Annotated in this window: 5 protein-coding genes and 2 pseudogenes; 5 read left to right on the top strand and 2 right to left on the bottom strand. The window is 59.3% G+C overall.

Annotated elements, in window-relative coordinates; genetic code table 11:
• Window positions 1–3: 3 nt before the first annotated feature.
• The 5 genes and pseudogenes from ACWBU6_RS19510 to ACWBU6_RS19490 form a co-directional block, all read left to right on the top strand.
• Window positions 4–15,699: a hemagglutinin repeat-containing protein gene (locus tag ACWBU6_RS19510; protein ID WP_452645051.1), complete on the top strand. Its 15,696-nt coding sequence runs from the start codon at window positions 4–6 to the stop codon at window positions 15,697–15,699.
• 14 nt (window positions 15,700–15,713) lie between these two features.
• Complete coding sequence (locus ACWBU6_RS19505; RefSeq protein WP_452645050.1) at window positions 15,714–16,238, top strand: hypothetical protein; 525 nt, start codon at window positions 15,714–15,716, stop codon at window positions 16,236–16,238.
• A 208-nt stretch (window positions 16,239–16,446) separates the two neighbouring features.
• Window positions 16,447–16,698: pseudogene (locus tag ACWBU6_RS19500) on the top strand (IS4/Tn5 family transposase DNA-binding protein); the annotation flags it as partial.
• A 59-nt stretch (window positions 16,699–16,757) separates the two neighbouring features.
• Window positions 16,758–17,845, top strand: a protein-coding gene (locus ACWBU6_RS19495; RefSeq protein WP_452644703.1) for an IS3 family transposase whose coding sequence is annotated in 2 segments (ribosomal slippage) — window positions 16,758–17,010 and window positions 17,010–17,845 — 1,089 coding nt in all. Because the reading frame shifts where the segments join, the coding sequence is not laid out codon by codon here.
• A 40-nt stretch (window positions 17,846–17,885) separates the two neighbouring features.
• A pseudogene (locus ACWBU6_RS19490) lies at window positions 17,886–18,980 on the top strand (IS4 family transposase); the annotation flags it as partial.
• Here ACWBU6_RS19490 and ACWBU6_RS19485 read toward each other — a convergent pair.
• Complete coding sequence (locus tag ACWBU6_RS19485; protein WP_452645049.1) at window positions 18,964–24,513, bottom strand: hemagglutinin repeat-containing protein; 5,550 nt, start codon at window positions 24,511–24,513, stop codon at window positions 18,964–18,966. The pseudogene ACWBU6_RS19490 and the gene ACWBU6_RS19485 sit on opposite strands and share 17 nt — an antisense overlap.
• 338 nt (window positions 24,514–24,851) lie before the next feature.
• Window positions 24,852–25,229 carry an Imm63 family immunity protein gene (locus ACWBU6_RS19480; RefSeq protein WP_452649586.1) on the bottom strand — a complete coding sequence of 126 codons (378 nt, stop codon included), beginning with the start codon at window positions 25,227–25,229 and terminating at the stop codon, window positions 24,852–24,854.
• Window positions 25,230–25,251: the final 22 nt, after the last annotated feature.

The following is a 25,251-nucleotide window of genomic DNA, read 5'->3' as shown; positions in this document are numbered from 1 at the left end:
ACCATGAACAAACTTCGCTACCGTATCGTTTTCAATAAAGCACGTGGCATGCTGATGGCTGTGGGCGAGTGCGCCCGCAGTTGCAGCAAAGGCGCCGGTCAGACCGGCGCGCTCGATAGTTCGGCGCCGGCCGCCATGGGGCATCCGGCACTGCGCCGACTGAGCCTGCTGTTCGGGGTGGCCTTTGGCGGCTTCCTCTGGGCCAGCCATGTGCAGGCCCAGATCATCGCCGATCCAAAGGCCCCGAGCCAGAACCAGGCCATCGTGCTGAAGGCGGCCAACGGCGTGCCGCAAGTGAACGTGCGGGAGCCGAGTGCGGCCGGCGTGTCGCGCAACGTCTACTCGCAATTCGACGTGGCCAAGGGCGGGGCAATCCTGAACAACTCGCGCGTCAACGTGCAGACCGAGTTGGGCGGCTGGGTTGAAGCCAACCCATGGCTGAAAGCGGGCGCCGCGAAGGTGATCCTGAATGAAGTCAACTCCAACAATCCTAGCGCGCTGCGCGGCTATATCGAAGTGGCGGGGCAGAAGGCGGAAGTGGTGATCGCCAACCCGTCCGGCATTTCGGTTGACGGCGGCGGCTTTATCAATGTGAGCCGCGCGACGCTGACCACCGGTTCGCCGTTCATGACGGATGGCAGGCTGGCAGGCTATGACGTGCAGCGCGGCCAGATCGTGATCGACGGCGCAGGTCTGGATGCAAGCAAGACCGACTACACGGCTTTGATCAGCCGTTCGCTGGTGCTGAACGCGGCCCTGTGGGCGCAGCGCCTGAATGTGGTCACCGGCGTGAACAAGGTTGCCGAGGGCGAGTCGCCAGCGGTGACGGAAACAGGGCAGGCAAGCGGTGCCGCGCCCCAGTTCGCCGTTGACGCTTCGCGCCTGGGCGGCATGTACGCCAACCAGATCTTCCTGGTTGGTACCGAGGCTGGCGTTGGTGTACGCAACGCCGGCGAGATCGGCGCGGCTGCGGGTCAGTTGGTCGTCACTTCCGAGGGACGCCTGGAGAACACCGGCACGCTTGCGGCATCGAAGAACCTGCAGGTGAGCATCCGGGATTCTGTCGAGAACAAGGGCAAGATGCAGGCCGGCGAAGACCTGGCGCTCAAGTCTGCCTCTGTCGCTAACACCGCCAGCATGAACGCCGGCGGGCAACTGGTCGCGGCGGTAGCTGGCGATTTCGATAATCGTGGCGGTTCCGTTGAGGCGCGCCGCGTTGAGCTGGGCAGCGCGAACGGCGCCCTGCTGAATGCCGGCGGCAAGATTGTGCAAGGCGGTGCATCGGCATTGAACGTGACCGCTGGCAGCGTCCATAATTCGGATGGCGTGCTGGGGCAGGCAGCATCCAGCGCAACAGGCGGTAATGCTGGCGATGGCGCAGGTACCGGCAGCGGCGCTGGCGGCAGCACGGGGACCGGCACTGGCTCCGGCGGCTCGACCGGCGCCGGAGGTTCGGGCGACACTGGCGGCACCCCCGTCCCAGCCCTGCCAGCAGGCGAGATCAGGTTCGCCACCATGGACAACCAGCACGGCCTGGTCACCGCCACCGGCGGCATCAACCTGGACACCACCGCACTGACCAACCAGCGTGGCCAGGTCAACCTGCGCACACTGAAAGTGAACGGCGGTACCCTGGACAACAACCAGGGTCAAATCGGCGTGCAACAAGATGCAGCCCTGCAGCTCTCCGCCCTGAACAACCAGTCTGGCCGCATGCTGACAGGCGGCGCCTTCAGCGCCACACTTGGCGAACTCGACAACCGTAGTGGTGTTCTGCAAGCGAACAAACTGCAGATCGACGTCTCGCGCTACCTGAATAACGACAACGGAACCTTGCTGCACCTGGGCGCCAGCGATGCGACGATCGCGGTGGGCGACAAGCTGCAGCAAACCAACGGCAAGCTGGAAACCGCAGGTAGCCTGATCCTGCGCGCCGGCGAGATCTCCGGCACCGCCAGCAAATTGAACATCGGCGGCCACCTCAGCCTGAGCAGCGGCGCAACCGCCACCGAACAAGGCGACTGGCGCATCGGTGGCAACGCACAACTGGAAACCGGTGCACTGACCAACACCTCCGGCGCCATTGCCGCCGCCGGCGACCTGTCACTGAAGGCCGATGCCCTGAACAACCAGCACGGCCAAGTCTCCACCGGTGGCCTGGGGACCTTGCAAATTGCTGCCGACGTGGACAACACGACGGGCGTCGTCCAGGCCAACAAAGGCCTGACTCTGCAAGCCGGCGGCACGTTGCGCAACCAGGACGGTTCGATCGAGACGATCGGCAGCCAAAGCAAGCTCGCAATGCAAGCGGCAGCAATCGACAACGGTACCGGCCGCATCGTCAATGCCGGCAGCGGCCCACTGGCATTGAAGGCTGCAACCATCAGCAATAGCGGCAACATCGGCAGCAATGGCGCCATGAACATCGACGCAGCGAGCCTGACCAATACAACGCAAGGCCGCATCACCGCCATCGGTGACGTCAACATGAACGTCGCCACTTCGTTGAAGAACGAAGGCAGCATCAGCAACGGCGGCAGCTTCACCATGTCGCAGGCGCAATCCGCGCTGGTGAACTCCGGCGACATCCTGTCGAAAGGTCCAATGAAGATCGAGAACAGCTCGATCGACAACCGCGACGGCACAATCGCCACCGCCGAAGGCAGCAACAGCCGCATCGACATCACCTCAGGCTCGCTGAAAAACGACGCCGGCACAATCCGCGCCGACGGCCGCGCATCCGCACACATCGCTGGCGAGGCAAGCAATGCGGGCGGCTACCTCGGTTCCGGCGGCGCGCTCGACCTGCGCGCTGGCACGGGCATCAACAACGACAGCGGCCGCCTTGAAAGCGGCGCAGACCTGTCCCTGGCTGGCGCCACCCTGACCAACAGGGCAGGCAGCATCGTTTCCGCCGGTACGGGTCAATCCTCCCTCACGATCGACCGCTACATGGCCAACAACGGCCTGATCGGCAGCAACGGCGGCCTGACCGTCAGCGCGGAAAACCTGACCAACGGCACCGGCGGCATTATCACCGCCATGTCCGACATGGACTTGAAAGTGAGATCGGAACTGATCAACCTCGATGGCCAGATCAGTACCCAGGGCAAACTGAATTTCGACCAGCAGGCCGCCTCACTGCGCAACGCCGGTTCCATCACCTCCAAAGGTGCCGCAACGCTGAACGCGCGCGAGATCGATAACCGCGATGGCCAAATCATCACCGCCAGCGGTTCGGGCATCTCGGCCAACGTTGGCAAGTTCGATAACCGCAGCGGCATCGTCAGCTCCGGTTCCGATGCGACGATCACCGCCGCAGGCGCTATAGACAACGGCAGCGGTGAAATCCAGGCCGCGCGCGACCTGCGCCTGGATGCAGGCGCTGCGATCACCAACACCAGCGGCCTGGTTCAGGTAAGCGGCGCAGACAGCGCCATCCACCTGGCCGCCGATTCGATCGACAACACGACCGGCCGCATCGTCAACGTTGGCACAGGCAGCACAAGCATCGCCGCAACCGGCCACGTTGAAAACAGCGGCCAGATCGCCGGCAACGGAAAATTGGACCTTTCCGCCAGCAGCCTGCGCAACCAATCGCAAGGCACCGTCAGCGCCGGCGGCGACATGTCGCTCGCGGTGAAGTCTTCTCTGGAAAACGCCGGCACTATCAGCAGCGCCGGCACCCTGCAGACAAACCAAACCACTCTGGCACTGCGCAATAGCGGCACCATGGTCGCCGCAGGCACCATCGACCTGACCGCAGCGAGCATCAACAACGATGGCGGCAAGCTCGCCACCACCCAAGCTTCGAACGCCAACGTTCAGCTCAACGCCCAAAGTGTCAGCAACCAGGGTGGCACGATCATGTCCGACAACAAAGCGGACCTGCAAGTCACCGGCGACGTCGACAACCGCAGCGGCCTGCTGCAAGCCCGCACAGACCTCGATCTGCAAGCTGGCGGCACGATCAACAACGACGGCGGCAACATTGAAGCAGTTTCCACTGCCAGCACCTTGCACCTGAAAGCAGGCGACCTGGCCAACGGCAGCGGCCGTATCGTCAACGTAGGCACCGGCGCGACCACGCTGAACGCCGTCCATGGCATTACGAGCGATGGGATAATCGCCGGTAACGGCGCATTGGAAATCTCCGCCGCCACGCTCAAAAACCAAGCCAACGGCACAATCGCATCCGCACAAGGCATGACAGCAACCGTGACCGGCTCGCTGGTCAATGCCGGTACCATCAACAGCGGTGGAGTACTGCAAGTCAACGCCTATGGAGCGACGGTCAGCAACAGCAAAGTGATCGTGTCGCAAGGCGAAATGACGCTGAATGCAGGGGACTTCAACAACGACGGCGGCCAGTTCGCCACCGCCAAAGGCTCCGCCGCGGCAATGACGATCGACGCCGCATCGATCAGCAACCGCAGCGGCGTGATCATGTCCGACGCAGCGGCAACGATCGACAGCGCCGGCAAGCTCGATAACACGCAAGGCACCGTGCAATCCGCCGGTTCTCTGGACGTCGACACCGCAGGCGCAATGAGCAACAACGGCGGCGTGGTGGAGGCGCAGGCCCCGAACGCCACGCTCGACCTGCACTCCGGCTCGCTAGCAAACGGCACCGGCCGCATCGTCAACGTCGGCACCAACGCCACCACGGTGAACGTCGATACGGCGCTGGATAACGCCGGCCTGATCGCAGGTAACGGCAACATGACCCTGTCCGCAGCCGACCTGACCAACCGTGCCGGCGGCGGCATCGCCGCATCCGGCGGCAAGCTGGACCTGACCATTGGCCACAGCATGGACAACGCAGGCGCCATCAGCAGCCACACCACCTTTACGCTCGACGCAGCCGGAAAAGCGGTGCGTAATAGCGGCCAGCTTGTCAGCGGCACCGATGCAACCCTCGCAACGGGTGCCTTCAACAACGATGGCGGCCAACTGGTGACTGTCAAGAATGGCGGCGGCAACCTGCGCCTGGATTCGGACAGCATCATCAACACTAGCGGCGCCGTCGTTTCTGATGGCAACGCAAACATCACCTCGCGCGGCACGTTGACCAACCAGGATGGCGTGATTGAAGCCTCGGCGCCGAGCGGCACTCTGGATATCACGTCCGGCAGCATCGATAACGGCACTGGCCGTATCGTCAACGTTGGCACTGGCGCGACCAATCTTACCGCTACCGGCTCTGTCACCAACAGTGGTCAGATCGCCGGTAATGGCGTGCTCAATGTAGCAGCAGCCACGCTGGACAACGCAAGTGCAGGCAGCATCTCTTCTGGAGGAAACCTGGATTTCGGCGTCCACCAATCCTTGAGCAGCGCCGGAAAAATCAGCAGCGGCGGCACGCTGTTCTTCGAACAGGCGGCCGCGCAGTTCAGCAACGGCGGCCAAATTGCAGCGGCAGGCACGATCAAGATCCATGCCGCCGGCATCAAGAACGATGGCGGCCAGATTGCTACCGCCACCGCAGGCGGCGCAAACATCACACTGAACAGCGCAGGAACAATGAGTAACCGCAGCGGCGCAATCGCCGCGGCAGGTAATGCCAGCGTGGTCTCGGGCGCGGGCTTGGACAATACCCAAGGCAAGATCCAAGCCGCAGGCAATTTGTCGCTCACCGCGAACGGCGCACTGACTAACAACAGCGGCGCGTTGGAAGCACTGACCGCAGGCTCCACGCTGGACGTGCAGGTTGGTTCGATTAGCAACCTCGCAGGCCGCATCGTCAACGCCGGCAACGCACGCACCAGCATCACCAGCGCGAGCAGCATCGTCAACAGCGGCACCATGGCCGGCAACGGCGCGCTGGTACTGAATGCCCAGACCTTGCAGAACCAGGCTGGTGGCGTGATCTCCGCCGCCACCACGCTCGACCTGGCAGTACGCCAGCAGCTCGACAACCAGGGCGGCACCATCAGCAGCGGCGGTACGCTCACGTTCAGCCAGGCAGGCGCCTCGTTCGCCAACAGCGGCCGCATTGGAACCGGTGGCGAGATGAGCATCATTGCCTCCAACATTGTCAACGATGGTGGCCAGCTTTACACGGTCAGCGGTTCCGGGCGCGGCATTACGCTGCAAGCCGGCAGTCTGTCCAACCTCGCGGGCGCAGTATCTTCCGATGGTCAACTGCTCGCAACGATTGGTGGCGCGGTTAGTAATAGCGGCGGCACCTTGCACGCTGGCGCTGACTTGACCCTTAATGCAGCGGGAGCGCTGAATAACGGCAGCGGCACCATCGAAGCCGCCGGCGCCGCCTCACGGCTGACTGCCAACGCGCAATCGGTCAGCAGCAGCGGCCGCATTGTGAACGCAGGCAATGGCAACACCACCATCACCAGTGCAGGAAGCATTACCAACAGCGGAACCATTGCCGGCAACGGCGCGCTTGACCTGCATGCCAGCACACTGCACAACCAGGCCGGCGGCCAGCTCAGTTCCGGCGCAGCCATGCTGCTGGACATCAACCAGCAACTGAACAACCAGGGTACCATCGGCAGCAGCGGCATGCTGACTTTCGACGAAGCCGCAGCAAGCTTCAGCAACAGCGGCCAGATTGCAGCCAAGGGGAGGGCGCTTTTCAACTCGTCCATCTTCACCAACAACGGCCAGATCTCGACGGTAGACGGCTACGGTTCTGAACTGGCAATCAACACGAACAGTTTCACCAACAGCGGCCAGCTCGTGGCAGACGGCAAAGCATCGTTGTCCATCTCCGGCGTTGCGAACAATGTCGGAGGTATCGTACAATCCGGCACAGACCTGCAAATGACATCCGGCAGCGCGCTGCAGAACAATGGCGGCGTGATCGAAGCGATCGGCGCAGGCAGCAACCTGACCATCAACAGCGATTCCATCGACAACGGCACCGGCCGCATCGCCAACAAGGGTAGTGGCGCCACCAGGCTCCTGAGCCGCGGTGCAATCACCAATCACGGCACCATCGCCGGCATGGGTAGCCTGCTGCTGTCCGGCACCACGCTGTGGAACGGCGTGTCTGGCACCATCGCTTCCGGCCAAGGCATGGACCTGGCGGTCACCCAACAGCTCAATAACCAGGGCAAGGTAAACAGCGGCGGCACGCTCACCTTCAACCAGGCCGGTTCAGGCTTCGTCAACAGCGGCCAAGTACTCTCCGGCGGTAACGCCTACATCTCCGCGCAATACGTGAATAACGACGGCGGCACCCTCGGTACTGCTGGCGGCTCCGGCGCCGACCTGACGCTGAACACCCCGCAATTGAGCAATTCAGGAGGCCGCATCGCCACTGATCGCGACCTGTTCGTCTCGGCCGGCACGGTCGGCGCACTGGGCGAAATCTTCGGTGGCCGCGATCTCGCGATGAGCATGAACGGCGACTTCGTTCAAGCCGCTGGCGCCCAGCAAATCCACTCCAACCGCGACCTGAGCCTGACCGTTACTGGCAACATCACCAACGCCGGCACGCTCGGCACGGAAGGCAGGCTGACCCTGAGTGGCAACCAGGTGACCAACCAAACCGGCGCCGTGATCGAAGGCGGCGCAGTCGCCATCCGCGCAGCCGGCGACCTGACCAACGCCGGTGAGATCAACGGTGAAAGTGCGCTCGACCTGGTCGCTGCCAACATCAGCAACACCGGCGGTATCGTCGGCGGAAACGTGGCTGTCCGCACCGGTAACCTCAATAACATCGGCGCCAGCGCCTTGATCGGCTCCACAGGCAATATGGCGCTCGGTGTGGATGGAACGCTGAACAATCTCCAAGGCGGAACGCTGTACAGCGCCGCAAGTATGTTTATTGGCGCCAACAATGGCGGCTTGAGCGCGCAGGTGAATAACGTTTCGTCCACCATCGAGGCAAGCGGCAATTTGGATTTGAATGCGGTCGCGTTGCAGAATATTCGAGACAACGCATCGATTGTCCAGGTCACCAGAACGGAAACGGTGAATATGGCGATGCCGTCCTGGTACAGACCTGGTGGGAACCCCAACGGCTACGATCCTGGTTCCAGTAACTACACGCCATGGGAGGTTTATTTCGTTAATCCGGCAGACATTCTGGAATCGGAAAAACGTATCACGCCCGACGGCTATGAAATTACCCGAGCGGTGATACGCACCCACGCCAACGACTCAGCGTTCTTCAGCGCCCTCAGTGGTTACTATGCCAAATGGGGTTCGCGTAGCCGCATCCCAATGAGCGACGGCGTAAGAGTCATTTACTATTACGAAAGCCGTACTGCGACCAATCCTGACCAAGGTGGCGCCGCGAAGGATGCGTACCAGCTGCCAGACAGTCGTCAGGTTGAGTGGAATACGCCGGAATACAACTTCTCCAGCGCATATGGCAGTTGTAGCACCAACTGCCTCCGCATTGTGACCCAGCCGGCATATAGTGATCCGGAACATACCATCTTGCGACATACGCAAAGGCATACTGGAACGCAGACTTCCGATCAACTGGAAGAGAAGCGGGTGGCGAACCACACCATCGTCGAGGACCAAATCTCCCCGAGCGCTGGCAAAGCTGGCCAGATACTCTCCGGCGGAAATATGCGCTTGACGGTCACCAATACACTGGACAACACCCTTAGCGAGATCAAGGCCCTTGGCACCTTGGACGTAGCCGGCAGGCCCGCCATTACCAACGACGGGACCAAACTGCTTCGCAGGCACAGCTTCAGCGGCACGTTCACGACGTATACCGGCCGTTACACCGAAGCCTGGAGCAATCCCAATATCAACCAGGAAATTGGCGCGCTTAGCGGAACGATGTTGGGTGCGCAGGGGGTCTTCATCAGCGCTCGCAGTTTCCGCAATGTGGACTATAGCGCTGGTACAGTTGGCAATTTCCGCGACGCGGTCAATGTGATCGGGAGCGGTGCAAGTAGCGCTGCCAGCGCCGGTGCACATACCAACGCAGGTAGCGGTAATGGTGGTGGCGCTGGCGGAAGCGTGTCCGGCAGCGCTGCTGGCGCGCATGCCAGCCTGGCAGGTCGCGCTGGAGCGAGCGGAGTGGGCGCCAACCTTGGCAGCGCAGGCCAGGCGGGTGATAGCGGCACTGAGAACCAGCTGCTGGCGGGCAGCACGGCGTCCGGCAGTGGCGCTGGCAACAGCCTCGATACCGAAGGCGCAGCACAGTCGGGAGGCCCCGCACGCGAAGGCTCACTGCTTGGGCGCGTAGCGAACCAGGCGCGCAACAGCACGCTCGGCAACGTTAGCACCGCGGCCGGCAACGCGTTGGGGCAGTCTGCTGGCGAAGTGCGTGGCGAAAGCATCAGCGGTGTGAAGAAAATTTCCCCGGGTGGTCTGTTCCTGCGCAATCCTGACCCGAAAGGCCAGTACCTGTTCGAGACGCGGCCGCAGTTTGCAAAGCAGGACCAGTGGACCAGCAGCGACTACCTGCTGGACAAGCTGGCAGTCGACCACGCCACCACGCAGAAACGCCTGGGCGACGGCTTCTACGAACAGCGACTGGTACGCGAACAATTGTCCGAGCTGACCGGCCGTGCTCCGAGCGCCGGTCCGGGCGACGACGCGCTGTACAAGAAAATGCTGAACAGCGCTGCCAGCTTCGCGCAGGAATTTGGCCTGCGACCAGGCATTTCCCTCAGCCCTGAGCAGGTCAGCCACCTGACCAGCGATATCGTCTGGCTGGAGAGCCAGGCGGTGCAACTGCCGGACGGTTCCATCGAGACTGTGCTGGTACCGAAGGTTTATCTGGCGCACGTCAACGCGAACGCGGTCAAGCCAACCGGTGCACTGGTCACTGGCGCCACCGTGGTGATCGACGTCAGCGAAACAATCATGAACCAGGGCGGCGTGATCGATAGCGGCAATGGCCGCACGATCCTGCTGGCCGGCGAAGACATCATCAACCGTGGCGGGGCCATTAAAGGCGGCGACGTCGCGCTGCAAGCCGGTCGTGACATCAAGAACGAAACCCTGACCGTGGACAGCAAGTGGTCGTCCAAGGTGAACGGCGGCAGCTATACCTCGCTCTCCAACCAGGCGACGATCAGTGCCATCAATGGCTTGACCATGGATGCCGGGCGCAACCTGACCGACCTGGCAGGCACGATCAACGCAGGCGCCAGCGCTTCCATTTTCGCCGGCAACAACATCAGCTTTGACACGGTGAAGACCGGCAGCACGTACCATGCCCTGATCGATGGCAATGCCGAAAATAATAGTGCCGTCTACAACCAGGTTAGCCGAGTCAACGTGGGCGGCGACCTCCTGATGGCAGCTACCGGGAATCTGAACCTTGCCGGAACTCAGGTATCCATTGGCACCAAGGGGAGCGGCGCAGGCACACTGCTGGCCGGCGGCGCTGTGAATATCAGCGCTGTGGTGGATGAAGTCAAGACCAGCCTGCAGGACGATAAGACCAGGAAGAACTGGGGTAAGGATATCCACGAGAACCAATCGGTCGTTGGAGCTCGCGTGGCGTCCACCGGCGACTTGCTGGTCAGCGCGGGTATCAGCCAAAGCAGTGACCTGAACATCAAAGGCAGCGCGCTAGCCGCTGGCGGCACGCTGACGCTGAAGGCAAGCAAGGACCTGATTATCGGCAGTATCGCTGAAACGCACTTGTCCGACATGGAGAACCACAGCAAATCGGGCAACAAGCTTAAAAAGAGCAGCAGCGACATCACCGATTACAACGCTACCACGCTGGCGATCGGCAGCGCCATCAAAGGCGGCAACGTCGTTGCCAGCAGCGGCGGCGATACCCTGATCAAGGGCAGTACCGTGCTGGCCGAAAAGGACCTCAGCATCGACGCCAAAGGTGGCCTGAAGATCGTCAGCGCCGAGGAAACCAGCAAAACATCGAGCACCAGGCAGGAGAAAAAGTCCGGCTTCAGCGTCAGCTACTCGTCGGGCAATCTCAGTACTGGCTACGGCAAGTCAAGTACGTCCTCGCAAAGCGCGCAGGAGACGGTCACCCAGCTCGCCTCCAGTATCGGCGCGCTGGATGGCAGCGTCAAGCTGAAGTCGGGCGAAACGCTGCAAGTGGTCGCCTCCGACATTGCCGCCAAGGAGAACCTGACCCTGATCGGCAAGAACGTCGACCTGGCCGCGGCGCAGAATACCTCGGTGAGCCAGTTGGACACCCAAAGCAAGTCCTCCGGCTTCGCCGTGGGCTTCACGGTCAACCCGGTAAAAGCCTTCAAGGACGCCTACAAATCCAGCACCGAAAACTCAAAGTCCGGCAGCTTCTTCGGCAAGGAATTCGCCAAGGCGGAAGGCGCAGCAGAAGGTGGCGCGGCGGCGGTGGCTGTGGTCAACACGCAATTTGGCAATAAGAGCGCCAACAGCACGCAAAACCACGCCACCAGCGAAGCGCGCACCAGCACCCTGTTGGCAGGCAAAGACCTGACCATTCTCGCCACCGACGGCTCGATTACCAGCCAGGGCGCCCAGATCAGCGCCGAAGGCAATGCCCTCATCGTGGCCAAGGACGACATCAAGTTCGACGTTGCCCACACCACGGAAACCCGGTCGCAGGACTCGAAGAAGTCGGGCTTCAGCATCGACACCCGCTCGACGCAAATCATTGGCACGCTCCATAACAAGAGCGACGGCAACGGCGCCACCGACACCGTGACCGGCACCAAGCTGTCGGTCGGCGGCAGCACCACCATGGCGACGCAAACCGGCGACATTGCGCTGACCGGCGCCAACGTGGTCTCGGACGGCAAGCTGTCGATCAGCGCCGCCCGCGACCTGACCATCACCAGCGCGCAGGACACGCTGCACAACGCCAACCAGAGCGACAACAAGGCTATCGGCAAGGTGGTCATTTCCGACACTGAGCGTTTCTCCGGCTACCACAACGAAAAGCACAAGGACAACAGCGACCAGGTAACCCAGGTGGCCTCCAACGTCTCGAGCCTGAAAGGCGACGTGAACCTGACGGCAGGCCAGAAGTACACCCAGGCATCGAGCAACGTATTGGCCGGGAATGACGTCAACATCACCGCCAAGTCGATCGACATCACCGCGCTGCAAAACACCGGCAGCCACCAGGAATCGAACAGCGACCTGAAGATCGGCGCCTTCGCGCGCATCAGCTCACCGCTGATCGACCTGGCCAACAACGTGGAAGCAGCGCACAAATCTGATGGCCGCCTGAAGGAAATGCAAAGGATGGCCGCAACGGCCAACGGCTACCAGGCCGTCAGCGCGATCCGCAGCATGACTGGCGGCCCTGGGAGTGGGATCCTGGTTAAGGGTGAAGCCGGCGTAGGCTTCGCCAGCAGCAGCAATTCCAGCAACGGCAACGACAGCACCGCGCAGGGCAGCAGCATCAACGGCGGCCGCAACGTCACGTTGACCGCCACCGGCGGCGACATCCACGCCACTGGCGCCACGCTCAATGCCGGCAAAACCCTGAACCTGGACGCAGCACAAAACATCGTGCTGGACGCCAGCCAGAGCACGCTGCACAGCGATGGCAAGAACAGGAGCTCCGGTGTCGAAGCAGGTGTTGGGTTCCAGGTCGGCGCACAGACCGGCGTGTACTTCTATGCCGCAGCGAACGTCGGCAAGGGCCACAACAAAAACGATGTGACGATCAACAACAACACCCAGCTCAAAGCCGACACGATCAATATCAGCAGCAAGGGCGACACCACGCTGAAAGGTGCCACAGCAACGGCGAACACGATCAACACCGACGTTGGTGGCAAACTGGCGATTGAAAGTCTGCAGGACACCAGCCAGTTCGAGAGTGTGCAGACCAACGCCGGGGTACGGGTGCAGGTCGCAATCGGCAACGCGTGGAATGCCTCCGGCAACATCTCCCAGCAAAGGGGAAGTGGTACTTATGCAGGCGTAGGCCAGCAGTCAGGCCTGTTCGCCGGCGATGGAGGCTACCACGTCAAGGCCGACACCATCGACCTGAAAGGTGGTGCGATCGCCAGCACCAATGCTGCTGCTTCCGAGCTGACGACCAACAAACTGACCACGTCCGACATCGAGAACAAGATGAAGTACTCGGCCAGCAACGTCAGCGTGGCAGGGGGTACTGGCGGCTCGAGCAAATTGCTCAGGGACGAGGCAGGTAATATCCTGCCGTTGAGCCAGCAAGCACAAGCATTCGGCACAGCCAAGGACGGCAATGCGGCACCTGGCATGCCGACGGTCGAGCGAGGTAGCGACAGCTCCACTACCTTTGCCACCGTCACCGACGGCAAGATCACCATTGGTGGGGTGACAACCAATTCCGTTAAGGATCTGGGCATTAATAACGACTTGAGCAAGGCCAACACTGCGCTCGACAAACTGCCTGATTTGCAGAAGCTCCTGAAGGACCAGCAGGCCATGTCGGCTGCGGCAGGTACCGTGATCGCGACGGGCAAACAGATTACGGGGGACATCGCAATCGGCGCGGCGAACGCGCAAAAAGCCGCGCAAGAAACGCTGAAGGATCCGAAGAGCACTGCTGAACAAAGGGCCGCTGCAACCAAGCAATTCGAAGAGGCTCAGCAAACCCTGAATGATTGGGGTACTGGAGGCATTTACAGCCGCGCGCTGAATGCTGGCGTTAGCGTCTTGACTGGTGCGGTGGCAGGGCAGGGTGGTGGCCAAATCACAGCGAACGCCATTGCACCGACGGTCGCCAAAATGGTTGGCGATATCGGCACCGACTTGCAGAATGAGGCGAGGGCGGAGGCGGATAGACTCACGGGCCTCGCTCAGCAAGCGGCGGATAGGGGCGACACGGTAGCGGCTGCCGAATACAGCGCTAAGGCAAGAGAAGCTGCGACGACTGCTGCGAATTGGGGCGACAACGGGGCCTACCGCGTCGGGCTACACGCAGCTACCCAAGGCATGTTAGGCGGCCTGGCAAGCGGTCAATCCGGAGCACTGGAGAGTGCTGCTGGCGTTGTTGGCGGCAACTTGGGGCAGCAACTTGGGGCGCAGCTTGGTAATGCGGAAGCCGATAAGCTCGGTTTGAAAGGCGAGGAGAAAAGGGCATTCGTCAACGCGTTCCAGCAGACTGGTGCGGCAGTTGGCGGGATGATCGCCGGGGTCGCCGCAGGGAATCCGTCCGGAGGCGCTGTAGATGCTGGTTCCTTGCTGGCGGCAGCGCGAGGTGGACAGGCCGCAGGAACCGTTGATACTTTCAACAGAACCTTGCACGCGCCAGATTATGAGAATGCCAAACGAATCTCGAAGAAGAGCAAAGGCATATACACCGAAAAGCAAATCCTGAATGTGCTCCGCTTATCGGGGATCACTGATGGCACCAATCTTTTGGTTGAGCCCGGTCGCGCTGAAAGCTTCACCGTAAGAAAGGAAGATGGCTTTGTCTTCGATAATAACGCTCATGAAGGATGGAAACCGATGTCGTCCATCCCGGGTGATATGAGGCTTGAGGGCATTCCAGGGGCTCAGCTTACGTTGAGGGAGGTATTGCCTTCCACGCCAGACGCAGCGCTGATTGAGTTTATTCAGCAAAACATGGGAGGTAAAGCAAGCCCATATGTCTTTGCGAAGACAGAAGCGAAGGTGGACAGATTCATGTTCCCTGCGCCAGAAGCGTCTTCCAAAGACAAAGAACATAACCAGTTGACTCGAACGACTGTGATCGTTGACGGCGTCGCGTACCAACCTCTTCGCGCTGAGTGCCCACTAGGATGCTTTGATTCAATTGCTTGGGGAACTGATTCGCTGTGGTCGCCAGGCACCGATGATCCACAAACACGATCATATGGGCGGGCTCTGAATCAGAAAATTGCGCGCGACGGCATCATCGGCTTTCTGAGCATACTTAACCCATTCGAGCGTGGTTTCGGATTGATCCCGGCGTCTAGTCGAACTGCCGCAGGCGCTGAGGCGACTGCAATTGGACGCGAGGCAGGTAGCACAGGAAGTGGTGCTTTCATCGGTTACGCCGGGGAACGTTCGGTGTCGGGACTGACTCCACAGATTGGCTCGGTCACGTCGAGCGAGCTTGACGCCCTTTTGAGGCGCAACTCGAATCGCGAGTGGCAATCTGGTTCGACACCAGACCTTGGGGCAAAGGCGACGGGCGAAGTCCCTAGCTTTGGAAGTAGTGGCCAATATGCTCAGCATTCGAACAACTTTTCGAGCGCGGGTGGTCAGGAAGTCAAGCTCTCTGCATTGCGTTCCAATGAGGTCTTTGATGTTAAAAAGCTCATGGGGCCAGAGGCCGTAGTGTATCCTGACACATGGAATGTATTCGATCCCACTTTGAATAGGGCCTTCCATGACGAGCTGATCAAGTTTGGTAATTCTGACCTGGTAGCTGATCCAAAATTGCGCGGAGGCGAAGGACAGCTTTTCTTATCAAACACGAATCCGAACTTGACCTTGAAACGGTGGTATGAAACACGCGTTAAGGACCTGAATCAATCTGTTGTTGTTTTGCAAGACGCGGGTGCCGTTGTACGTCAAAACCCGTCGTTGAGTGAAACGCTTGATGTGGTAAAAATTTATGATCGCGGGCCCGATTGGGTACTGCGGGACTTCTATCCGGACTCAATGCCGCTTAGAAATGCGCTTGGGGATGACGAAGCTCTAGCAGCATTGCTGCGTACGCGAGATAATCTGAAAAACATTGACCACCCGGCACTGTTAGACTTGACAAAGCGGTTAAACCGCGAAAAGCCATCGGCAAACTTCCATTGGTCGCCAGTGAAAAAGACGATTATTTGGATTGATGGAATATAGACGATAGGAGAAATATGAGGACTTTTGAAGAATTTATAAATCTTAGGCCATTAACGAAATATCTGGTGAGTGGTGTAGGCGTATTGTTTTATGGTGATGATAACGCTGGTCGAATATTGGTCAGGAAATTTCCATCTGCTAAGATTTGTAAGGCCTATGTGGAGATTCTTTATGCGGTGAAGAGGTGGATTGAAGATAGAGGTGGAATCGGGGGCGCAGTCGAAATTTTGTCTCCATTTGAGACTGGATCTGATTTTATTGCTCGGGAGCATAGAATTTTTACGGGAACAGATGAATTAATGGATGAGGAATGTAACGTTGATTTGCCATCCGAATTCTTTAATCAACGTAAGTTAATTGCTTCTTCACTTACTGAAGCTAACGGCCTGCCTCATAACGTAATTGAGAATGTTGTCAAAAATAGTTTGCTGGAACCGGCTGGTAAGACATATTTCGACTTTACTTTAAAGCGGTTTGTCATCGTCGAGCCTAAGATATCGCCTGCGGATATCGAATTGTGGTGTAGCCAATCTGATTAATAATGGATTTGTTTTTATTTGCTCTTTAAAAGCTAAAATAGGATCTGCTTCGGTTCGGGCCCAGTTTTCGCTGGCTAAGGTCATGCCCTTATACACAAGTCTGACATGACCGGCATGCGCCAGAAAAATCAGTTTACATTCAAGGACTTGCAACAGCACTTGTAAGCTGACGTCATTTCGCGTTTACTCTCGCCTTTTAGGTGGCGCGTTGACGACAGCAGCGCAGTGGGCAACCACGGAATTTGCAGGATTAGATCTCGGTGATGCGCGCCTCAACAATCGAGCGAGGACGTTGATGGAGCGATTTGCAGCCGACCCGACGGCGAGCATTCCTGATGCCTGCCACGGCTGGGCGGAGACGATGGCCGCTTACCGTTTTTTGAGCAATGAAGCGGTGGATTGGCAAGCCATCCTTACGCCGCATTGGCAGCAGACTCAGCAGCGCATGGGTAATCCCCCCACCAAATGATCGCCGCAGGAAGTAGAATTTTCTAACTTTGAAATTGAAGGTTCTACCGCATGAAGACGTCCCGTTTTACTGAAAGCCAGATCATCGCCATCCTGAAGCAGGCCGAGGCCGGTGCCCCAGTTCCTGAGCTGTGCCGCGAGCATGGCATGAGCAGTGCCACGTTCTACAAATGGCGTTCCAAGTTCGGCGGCATGGACGCCTCCCTGATGGCCCGAATGAAGGAGCTGGAGGAGGAAAATCGTCGGTTGAAGAAGATGTACGCGGAGGAGCGCCTGAAGGCGGAGATTGTTGCGGAGGCGCTGGCAAAAAAGTGGTGAAGCCATCTCGCCGACGTGAGATGGCACGACACTACGTCGAAGCCGGCCGCATGACCGTCAAGAGCGCCTGTGTGGCCTTCGGCATCAGCCAGACTTGCTACCGTTATCAAGCAAAGCTCAATGCCGAGAATGAGGTCATAGCCGATTGGCTGGTTCGCCTGACGAACAACCAGCGCAACTGGGGCTTCGGTTTGTGCTTCCTGTTCCTGCGCAACGTGAAGGGCTTCGGCTGGAACCACAAGCGTGTGTATCGAATCTATCGCGAGCTGGAGCTGAATCTGCGCATCAAGCCACGACAGCGCATCATGAGGGAAAAGCCAGTGCCGTTGTCCGTGCCGACGGCCATCAACCAGACCTGGTCGATGGACTTCATGCATGACCAACTTGCCGACGGTCGCAGTATCAGATTGTTCAACGTGATCGACGATTACAACCGAGAAGGACTGGCTATCGACGTGGACTTCTCGCTGCCATCGGAACGCGTTGTGCGGGCGCTGGACCAAGTCATTGAGTGGCGTGGCAAGCCTCGAGCGATACGCTGTGATAACGGCCCGGAGTACATAAGCGGCGTTACGGCGCAATGGGCAAAGAAGCATGGCATTGAGATTGCGTTTATCCAGCCTGGACAGCCGCAGCAGAACGCTTACATCGAGCGCTATAACCGCACCGTACGCTACGACTGGCTTGCGCAGCACCTGTTTGAATCGCTCGACGAGATCCAGGACTTTGCCACCGGCTGGCTCTGGACTTACAATCACGAGCGCCCCAACATGGGCCTGGGCGGGATAACACCAAAACAGAAGCTCGCTCTCGCCGACTAACCCCTACTTCTGGCGCGCATCAAAAATGGGGGGATTACCCATGCACGGCAAGGCGGTCGTTCTCTGTATGCAAGACACGACAGAACTGAATTTCAACGGACAAGAGACGGAGGGCCTGGGGCCGTTATGTTACGAGCCGCAGCGCGGCATGTATTTGCATCCGACTTATGCGGTGACGCCGCAGCGCGAAGCGCTGGGTGTGCTCGATGCATGGATGTGGGCTCGCAGCAAGAAAGATGCATCTGGTAAGCGCAATGATTTGAAGGAAAGCCTGCGTTGGATCGAGGGCTATGATCGCGTTGCCGAAATGGCGGCGGACTTCCCCGATACGCGCCTGGTTTATTTGGCGGACCGGGAAGCCGATCTTTTACCCTTGATGCGCCGGGCGCAAGAAGCTGGCGAGCCAGCCGACTGGCTAATCCGCGCCGCGCACAACCGATGCCTGCCTGATGGCGGCAAGCTTTGGGAGCGCACCACCGCCAGTGAGCCAGTTGGGCAGATTGAATTCACCATGGCGTCGCGGCATGGCGTCAAAGCCCGTCCTGTACGCCAGCAATTGTGGGTGCAGCGGATTGATCTGCGCAACGGTGCCAATGGCCCCCTGGCCGTGACCAGCATCGTGGCGCGCGAAATCGATGCGCCAGCCGGCGTTAAGCCAATTGAATGGCGCTTGCTGACCAACCGTTGTGCCACTAGCCATGCGGAGGTAGTGGAATTGATCGACTGGTATCGCGCCCGCTGGGAAATCGAAATGCTGTTCGACATCCTGAAGAATGCTTGCCGTATCGAGTCGTTGCAGTTGGAGCATATCGGCAAACTGGAACGGGCTATCGCGATGTATCTGGTAGTGGCATGGCGCATCGCGCACCTGATGCGGCTGGGGCGAACCTGCCCAGACCTGGAGGCCAGTCGCTTCTTCGACTGGGCCGAAATTCGCGCTGCATACATGCGCTCCAAGGCTGGGCCGCCAGCAAAGCCGACGCTGAATGAGGTGCTACGTTTGATCGCCGGATTTGGCGGTTTCCTTGCCCGCAAAGGCGACGGTGAGCCCGGTGTGCAAACGATTTGGAAAGGACTGCGGAAAGTGCGCGTGGCGGCGGAAGCATTACGCTATGCAGCTATGCCTGCTTCCTGATTTTGGACTTGTGTATAAGGGCATGCTCTAAAGCCCGCATGGCCCTTACGAAGACTGCGTCGTTTGAGTTTTTCCCCGGGCCGCCGACTTGAATTAGCTCTCCGTTCTTACCATACACATCAATGCCCGAAGCAACTTGTCCATCTCGGTAGATTGGTGTGTCTTCAGTAATTACACGACCATTTTCACCAACACGAGCAGTTTGAGCCGACTTTCCACCAGTTATCTCGACAACCTGCAACTCCCGTTCAAGCGCGCGGAGCTTCCTCGGGCCTAGTCCCGCAGTCGCGCCAATGTCTCCATTAGTCGTTGCTATGTAATCTGGAATGGCTGAGTTTCCATTTTCGCTCGCCTTCTCTGGCGTCGCCCCTGATTCAGTGCTACTACTATTCGACGGTTTTCCCTTTGCGCTGGCCGTGTTATCACCACCTACCGGTACATTCCGCCCGTAAGTTGTATCATTTGCAGCCGGTGGCCCGCCCCCGACAACCTTGACTTGCCCCCCGTCGTTAGCAGTTGACGTTGGTTCCAATCCTGGCTTCTTACTGCTAGCTCCCGCCAATAACCTGTCCTCTACCGAACCAATAATCTTCGGGCCATACTTATACAGCAACACACCTGCACCCAGTTTGGCGCTACCCCATATTGCGTTCCTAATCGGATCGTTCTCGCCAGGATATGTCTGCGGATTGAATGAGTCTAATACCCGTTGGCCTTCGTCGGACTTATATCGGCCAAAGAGCGCACGACTCCCCTCATGCGCCTGGTCGTTGGAGGTTTTCGCAATATATCCTCCAAACCCAGCAACGAGGCAACCAAGACCGAGCGTTTCCACACAGCTCGCGGCACCGGCAACGCCGATCGCACCACCTGCGAATGTACCTACCGTTCCCGCACCAAGATTGATAAGGCCACCGGTACGTCGGAAAGTCTCACCATTCTTCGTGATCCAATCACGGGTTGTATCGAGCTTAGGGTCGTGCACGAACTCTCCGGTCCGCCGCAACTCCGCCAGCTGATCTGTGTAGAGTAGCCCCTCCTTTTGCAGGTCATTCAATTGTTTGAAACGCGCATCGCTGGCGGGAACGCCCTCGGCGCAATGTACCAACGCACATGCCGCAGCATCTAGTTTGTGCTGCTCCGCCGCTGTCTTACCCTTTTTCAGGGCTGCCAGCTTTACCGACTCGGTCAGGTGCAACTGGCGGTTGTAGGTGTCAACAGTTCCCGCGGCTTGTCCGCCTTGCGCCGCCGCCAGAAGCGAGCTAACGTCTACGTTGCCGTCCGATAGGTTCCCTGCTGCAGCACCTGCAACCATGCCCCCCACAGCGGCACCAGTCTGCTGGAATGCATTAACGAACGCCCTTTTCTCATCGCCTTTCAAACCAAGCTTCTCGGCTTCCGCATTACCGAGTTGCGCTCCAAGTTGCTGCCCCAGGTTGCCACCTACAACGCCGACGGCACTCTCCAGCGCGCCCGCCTGGCCACCCGCCAGGCCGCCCAACATGCCTTGGGTAGCTGCATGCAGCCCAACACGGTAGATACCGTTGTCATCCCACTTGGCAGCAGTGGTGGCAGCTTCATTCGCCTTGGCGCCATATTCAGCAGCTGCCGCCATATCACCCCTGTCTGCCGCTTGCTGAGCGAGACCTGTGAGTCTGTTCGCCTCACTCCTGGCTTCGTTTTGCAAACCGGTGCCGATATCTCCGACCATTTTGGCGGCCGTCGGAGCAATAGCATTCGCTGTGATTTGGCCGCCGCCTTGCCCTGCCACCGCACCGGTCAAAACGCTCACGCCTGCATTCAGCGCACGGCTGTAGAGACCACCCGGTCCCCAATCCTTCAGCGTTTTCTGGGCCTCTTCAATTTGTCTGTTTGCCTCTGCCCTCTTCTCGGCGGTGATATTCACATCTTCCAGCGTCTTTTGCGCTTCTTTTTGCTTTTTCGCCGCATCACCTGCGATGTCCCCTGCGATCTGCTTGCCAGTCGCAATCACCGTCCCGGCAGCCGCCGACATGGCTTGCTGGTCCTTCAGGAGCTGCTGCAGATCGGGTAGCTTTGCCAGCGCGGTGTTCGCCTTGCTTGCATCGGTATTGATGCCAAGGTCTTTGACGGAACTGGTCGTCACGCCGCCGATGGTGATCTTGCCGTCGGTGATCGTGGCGTAGGTGGTGGAGCTGTCGCTGCCTCTCTCCAGCGTCGGCAGGCCAGGCGCTGTGTTGCCGTCCTTGGCTGTGCCGAAGGCCTGCGTTTGCTGACTGAACGGCAGCAGTTTGCCGTCGGCATCCCTGAGTAATTCGCTCTTGCCGCCAGTGCCCCCTGCCATGCTGACATTGCTGGCCGAGTAGGTCATCTTGTTCTCGATGTCCGACGTCGTCAGCTTGTTGGTCGTCAGCTCGGAGGCAGCAGCATTGGTGCTGGTGATGGCACCGCCCTTCAGGTCGATGGTATCGGCCTTAACGTGGTAGCCGCCGTCGCCTGCGAATAGGCCCGATTGCTGGCCTACGCCGGCGTAGGTGCCACTGCCCTTTTGCTGCGAAAGGTTGCCGTTCGCACTCCAGACACCGAAGCCCATTTGCACCCGTACCCCGGCGTTGGTCTGCACGCGCTCGAACTGGCCGGTGTCCTGCAGGCTTTCGATGGCCAGCTTGCCGCCCACGTCGGTGTTGATTTTGTTGGCGGTTGCCGTGGCGCCTTTCAGCGTCGTATCGCCTTTGCTGGTGATGTTGATCGTCTCTGCATTGAGCGCGGTGTTATTGTTAATCGTGGTGTCGTTCTTGTTGTGGCCCTTGCCAACGTTGGCAGCGGCGTAGAAATACACGCCGGTCTGTGCGCCGACCTGGAAGCCAACGCCCGCTTCAACACCGGAGCTCCTGTTCTTGCCGTCGCTGTGCAGCATACTCTGACTGGCGTCCAGAACAATGTTCTGTGCTGCATCCAGGCTCAGGGTTTTGCCGGCGTTGAGCGTGGCGCCGGTGGCGTGGATATCGCCACCGGTGGCCGTCAGGGTGACGTTACGGCCACCGTTGACAGTGCTGCCTTGAGCGGTGCTGTCGCTGCCATTGCTGGCATTGCTGCTGCTTGCAAAGCCGATGCCTGCCTCGCCCTTGACCAGGATGCCGCTGCCGGGGCCTCCGGCCATGCTGCTGATTGCGCTCCCGGCCTGGTAGGCGTTGGAGGCAGCTGCCATGCGCTGCATGGTCTCCAGGCGGCCGTCGGATTTGCGTGCTGCTTCGATGTTGTTGGCAAGGTCGATCAGCGGTGAACTGATGCGGGCGAAGGCGCCGATCTTCAAGTCGCTGTTTGATTCCTGGTGGCTGCCGGTGTTTTGCAGCGCGGTGATGTCGATCGTTTTGGCGGTGATGTTGACGTCATTCCCGGCCAATACATTGCTCGAGGTTTGGGTGTACTTCCCGCCTGCTGTCAGGTTCACGTCGCCCTTCAGGCTGGAGACGTTGGCGGCCACCTGAGTCACCTGGTCGCTGTTGTCCTTGTGCTTTTCGTTGTGGTAGCCGGAGAAACGTTCAGTGTCGGAAATAACCACCTTGCCAATTGCCTTGTTGTTGCTCTGGTTGGCGTTGTGGAGCGTGTCTTGCGCGCTGGTGATGGTGAGATCACGGGCGGCGTTGATCGACAGCTTGCCTTCCGAGACCACGTTGGAGCCCACCAGCGTAATGTCGCCGGTTTGCGTCGCCATGGTGGTGCTGCCGCCGACCGACAGCTTGGTGCCGGTCACGGTGTCGGTGGTGCCATTGCCGTCGCTCTTGTTGTTGAGCGAGCCGATCACCTGTGCCGAGCGGGTGTCGATGCTGAAGCCCGACTTCTTCGACTCTTGCATCTTGCCTTCCGTGTTGTGGGCAACGTCGAACCTGATGCTGTCCTTGGCCATGATCAGGGCATTGCCTTCGGCGCTGATCTGGGCGCCCTGGCTGGTGATCGAACCGTCGGTGGCAAGGATGGTCAGGTCTTTGCCGGCAGTGAGGGTGCTGGTGCGGGCCTCGCTGGTGGCGTGGTTTTGGGTGCTGTTCGTGCTCTTGTTGCTGATTTGCGCGTTGACGACCGACACGGCCGCCATCCCGCCTTCTGCCGCGCCTTCTGCCTTGGCGAATTCCTTGCCGATGAAACTGCCGGACTTGGAGTTCTCGGTGCTGGACTTGTAGGCGTCATTGAAGGCTTTCACCGGGTTGACCGTGAATCCTACGCCAAAGCCGGATGACTTGCTCTGGGCGTTCACCTGGCTCACCGAGGTGTTCTGCGCCGCGGCCAAGTCGACGTTCTTGCCGATCAAGGTGAGGTTTTCCTTGGCCGCGATGTCGGAGGCAACCACTTGCAGTGTTTCGCCGGCCTTCAGCTTGACGCTGCCGTCCAGGGCGCCGATGCTGGAGGCGAGCTGGGTCACCGTCTCCTGCGCGCTTTGCGAGGAGGTACTCGACTTGCCGTAGCCAGTACTGAGATTACCCGACGAGTAGCTGACACTGAAGCCGGATTTCTTCTCTTGCCTGCTGCTCGATGTTTTGCTGGTTTCCTCGGCGCTGACGATCTTCAGGCCACCTTTGGCGTCGATGCTGAGGTCTTTGTCGGCCAGCACGGCGCTGCCCTTGATCAGGGTGTCACCACCACTGGTGGCAACCACGTTGCCGCCTTTGATGGAGCTGCCGATCGCCAGCGTGGTAGCGTTGTAATCGGTGATGTCGCTGCTGCTCTTTTTGATCTTATTGCCCGATTTGCTGTGGTTCTCCATGTCGGAAAAGTGCGTTTCGGCGACGCTGCCGATATTCAGGTCCTTGCTTGCCTTCAGCGTCAGCGTGCCGCCAGCGGCAAGCGCGCTGCCTGTGACGTTCAGGTCACTGCTTTGGCTGATACCGGCGCTGACCAGCAAGTCGCCGGTGGACGCCACGCGGGCTCCAACGACCGATTGGTTCTCGTGGATATCCTTACCCCAGTTCTTTCTGGTCTTGTCGTCCTGCAGGCTGGTCTTGACCTCGTCCACCACAGCGTTGATATTCACCGCGCCGCCGGCCAGCAGTGTGCCCGCACCGCTACCCTTGGTGCCAATGGATACCTGGGTGCCGGCAAGGTTCAGATTCCCGGTTGCTGCCATCAGCAGGTCGCCGCCCACGTTGACTCGGCTAACCTGGTTGTAGACGGCACTAGTATTCTCGGCATTGCCATCGATCAGGGCATGGTACGTGCTGCCGGTTTTCACCGTGTCAAAGCTGATGTTGTTGCCGGCGAAAATGGAAGCGCTGCCGCCCGCGTTGATCGTGCCCGCCAGGTCGATCAGGTTGCGGCCCGCATCCATGACCAAGCCATTGGTGGCACTGATCGTCGCCTGGTTGGAGAGCGAGGTATAGCTGCCGCCGTTCACCTTGGACGACCACTTGCTGTCCACGGTCAGGGTTTCGTTCTTGATGTCACGGCCAGCTTGCAGCGTGACGTCGCCGCCTTTAATGGCGCCGCCGCGGTTGATGATATCTTCGCCGGCCAGCAGGATCGTGCGGCCATTGCCGCTATCGATCACGCCGCCTTGGTTCATGATGGTTAGACAGGAGTTGATCCCTACCGCCATAAACCTGTTGCGGTCGAGTGGTTTGAGGCGTGGGGCGGACTGCTGTTTGGATTCCAGACACGCCCCTAGCAGCGCATCCGATCTCAATTGACGAAATCAGGTGGTGCCCACAGGCGCCCTGAAAACAGCCGCCTGTACAAGTCATGCGACGCTTGATTCGCACAGAAAATAAGCTGATCGGCGCCAGAGTTTCATGCAAAAGGGCGTTGCAGCTCACTTCTTCACAGCCTTACGGTGCCTCCACCTACAAGACTAGCGGGGCGCACCTACAGCCCCCTATTTGGACATCTGAACAGGACAAAAAATTAGCCATCAAGATACGGGGAATTTCTAACAGTATTCTCCACATATGCGGCCGTCCTTTTTCCCCACTCTTCCTTAATGCGTCGCATTACTTGGATGCGTAATTGAAAAGCCACACGCCTTGGATCTTGATCCGAATTCCTATTTGCCAGCTCGCTATCATATGAAAATCTAGCGGCGGCCTCATCCAAGACCCAGAACAGAAGTTCCTCAAGTTCACTAGTGGACCGAACACTGAACCTAAACCCGCGTTCTTCCACGACATACCGATATTCGTCTTGAGCAATTTCGATATGAGCCCGTCCGTCTTGGGGAGAACATCCAAATATTTGAAGGTATTTCGATGGAATACCTCCCTTCCGCCCTAATTCCTGGACCATTTTTTCGATCGCAGTGAACTCT

The sequence above is a fragment of the Pseudoduganella sp. HUAS MS19 genome, from assembly GCF_053615455.1.
This window is presented reverse-complemented; position numbering and strand designations above follow the sequence as displayed.

Excerpts from the sequence above, each read along its gene's own strand:
- ACWBU6_RS19510 (WP_452645051.1), top strand. The coding sequence starts at position 4 with ATGAACAAACTTCGCTACCGTATCGTTTTCAATAAAGCACGTGGCATG.
- ACWBU6_RS19505 (WP_452645050.1), top strand. The coding sequence starts at position 15,714 with ATGAGGACTTTTGAAGAATTTATAAATCTTAGGCCATTAACGAAATAT.
- ACWBU6_RS19485 (WP_452645049.1), bottom strand. The coding sequence starts at position 24,513 with ATGAACCAAGGCGGCGTGATCGATAGCGGCAATGGCCGCACGATCCTG.
- ACWBU6_RS19480 (WP_452649586.1), bottom strand. The coding sequence starts at position 25,229 with ATGGTCCAGGAATTAGGGCGGAAGGGAGGTATTCCATCGAAATACCTT.